The organism is Ectothiorhodospira shaposhnikovii (assembly GCF_016584105.1).
GTDB classification, from domain to species: domain Bacteria; phylum Pseudomonadota; class Gammaproteobacteria; order Ectothiorhodospirales; family Ectothiorhodospiraceae; genus Ectothiorhodospira; species Ectothiorhodospira shaposhnikovii.
This window is the reverse complement of the sequence record NZ_NRSM01000070.1, coordinates 1-2,811: the sequence shown is the minus strand read 5'-3', so window position 1 is coordinate 2,811 and position 2,811 is coordinate 1. Positions and strand designations below refer to the sequence as shown.

The following is a 2,811-nucleotide window of genomic DNA, read 5'->3' as shown; positions in this document are numbered from 1 at the left end:
CACAGGTGGATATTATGTGATATATGGTTAGGAGGCAACAAAACAACCAGCTTTTCCGTTGAGAAAGTGAAATTTGTGAATGAACGCCAAGGTAGAGATCAACCAGATATTCCGGTTACCCTCATTTTTTTGATGGTTTTTTATGTGAGCTTGCTGATTTATATGTCTTGTGGTGCGTTTTATGCTGAGTAATTATTTTTTTAATGCTCTCTGCCGATTATTTTTTGCTTGTTTGGGTGGATTTTTAGTTCAATGAAGATCAAGATGTTATTCCCAATCACCCTTGCTGCAGCCATGATCTTTTTACTTCCCATCAAGGCTCAGTCTCAGCTTTCCGTGGCTCTATCCGATAACTTGGTTGTACTCAGCAATCAGGAACGTTCAGGCCAACTTGAATTAGTCAACAGCGGTTCTGATCCAACCGAGTTTCGTCTGACTGTGGAATCGGACATGGTTGGTGCTGATGTGGATGGCAGAACCGTGATTCGCTGGTCTCCTGCCAGAGCCCTGGTTTCCCCTCACAGAACCTTGCCCGTTCGTATTGCGGCGCGTCCTCCCCATGATCTGCCGCCGGGGGAGTATGTCCTGCGTGCTGGGGTGACTGCTGCTGTTCAGACTCCGCCATCACTGACGGGGCCTCGCATGTCGGACGAGGAGGTTGCTGGCGTTGCAGTGGTCATTCCCATTGTCCCCACACTGCCAATCACTGTGTATTACAGACATGACATACCTAATCCCATGATTGAGGCCGAGGCCTTGGTGCCGATGCCTGATGACACCCACTATGTGGGGTATTTTCAGGTCCGTAAGTCAGATCCTAAATACAGCTTTGTCGGTTACATCGCCGTGGTGGATGCTATGACCGGGCAAGTCGTCAATCAGGGTCGTCTCCATTTGCTTCCTGGTGTTGAAAGTGGGCAGGTCCGCATCCCCCATTCCACTGCTTCAATGAGTGCATCCGGGCAGTATTGCATTCGTATCTGGGATCACTGGCCGGCCCGTGGAGTACCTGGCAAGGAGGTCTGTGACGCTCTTTGATGGAAATACTCTGGCGGCACGGCTATATCTGGCTGCTGGCGTTGGTGGGTGCTCTGTCATTGGTACCATGCACTCTGATTGCATCGGACGAGTTACCCCACTTGACCGAATATCTGGTGGAGCTCAAGGTCAATGGAGTGACAGCTGAGGATTATTATCCGGTTCTTGAGGATCTTCATTCCGATTTACTACTTCTACCTGCCGTCGCTATCTGGCAGGCAGGTGAGGGCAGGGTATTCTGGGAACATCCGGATCAGCTTTATCTGGGTATTGAAAATACGGGTGAGTCACTGCGGGTCAGGATGGGTAAAAAGGAGGTCGAGATAGGGGGAATTCGGCGTCCTCAGCATCCCTTTGAGGTGATGCTGCTGGATGGCGACGTTCTCATTAGCAGGGCATTGCTGCAGGAAGCTTTTGATGTCGAAATGGAATTTGATCCCCTTGTCCAGCAATTGACGATCCGCAGTGGTCGCCCTTGGCCAAGGGATCTGCGACTGGCGAGAGAAATGCGGTGGCGTCGTTTGGGGCAGGGTCTGGAAGAGGGGCGCTCTTCATATGTCGTGAATTATCCCTACGGACTCTGGTCTAGCCCCCAGGTGGATATTTCCCTGAGTGGGAGAACTCCAACCGGCAAAGGGCCACTATCCAGTCACCGTGCTCTCGTCGTCGGGGAGGCGCTGGGCATGACCCAACGCCTGATCGTGTCCGGCAACAGTCAAGAGGCTGTGACAAGCGCCCACTTTCGTGCCGGACGTAGCGAAGGCAAGGGTGGATTACTCGGCTGGACTGCATTGCATGAGGTGGAGGTCGGTGATGTCAATGGGTTCTCCTCACCGTTGATCGGAAATACCGGCAGTAGCGGGCGTGGCGTGCGCTTTCAGGCGGCCCCTCTGCACCGGGCGCTTGATTTCGATCGAACCCGGATACAGGGTGATGCCCAGCCAGGTTGGGATGCTGAGCTTTACAGCGGCAGTTTGCTGGTGGATTTCCAGAGGATTGGTGAAGACGGAAGATTTTTGTTTGATGATGTCGCGCTGACCTATGGGATGAATCCTTTACATGTCAAACTCTACGGTCCCCAAGGTCAGATGGAAACAAGGGAGTACTCCAGTCATATCGGTAGCGGCACTCTCTCGCCAGGCATCTGGGAGTCTTATGGGTATTTGCTGGAATCCGAGCGGGATGTATTTCCTTCGCTGAATTTTCATTCCCGGGAAGAAGGGTTGTTGACCGGAAGTCTGCGTCTGGATTACGGCATATCCCAGGCCTTGACTGTGAGCGGACGCTTCAGCCGTGTTTCCCGCAATCTGCAGCAGGAGGATCGAAAGATCTGGGACTATACCCATCTTGAACTGCGCCCCAACTTCAGACGCCTGCAAATCGAAACAGGGTGGGTAAGACAGCTTGATCAGTCGCATGATGCGTCCATGGGGAAGGGGCTGAATGCCTTCTATGGTCGTTTCATGGTGCCGATGGGTGTGCTGAGTTTAAGTGGTCGCCATGAATGGTTTGGTGATGGATTTATTGCTTCGGAAGCAGGGGCCCAGGGTGTCAAGACCCGAACTCAGATCAATACAACGTTGCCGCTTTGGTCAAAGGCAGGCAGCCTGCAGCTTGGCTATAGAGAAACTGAACGCCGCAGTGGACTGAACCCCCCGCTGGCAAAGTAGTTGGAACCTGACCTGCTGTTAGAATCTTAAACCCTGAAGGGGGCGACGAGAGGGTTCCGATGAAGTACTCCGAAGAACGCCGGGAAGCAGTGCTCAAGAAGCT

Annotated in this window: 3 protein-coding genes; all 3 read left to right on the top strand. The window is 52.7% G+C overall.

Going from position 1 to position 2,811, the window contains the following annotated elements; genetic code table 11:
* The coding region (locus CKO35_RS17820) for a hypothetical protein (RefSeq protein ID WP_207143905.1) at window positions 1-192 on the top strand (192 nt) is incomplete at its 5' end.
* Window positions 193-252: 60 nt separating this feature from the next.
* Window positions 253-1,038 (top strand): fimbrial biogenesis chaperone, encoded by a 786-nt coding sequence (locus tag CKO35_RS17335; protein WP_200177359.1) that lies wholly within the window; start codon window positions 253-255, stop codon window positions 1,036-1,038.
* Between the two features lie 101 nt (window positions 1,039-1,139).
* Window positions 1,140-2,708 (top strand): hypothetical protein, encoded by a 1,569-nt coding sequence (locus CKO35_RS17330; RefSeq protein WP_200177358.1) that lies wholly within the window; start codon window positions 1,140-1,142, stop codon window positions 2,706-2,708.
* Window positions 2,709-2,811: the final 103 nt, after the last annotated feature.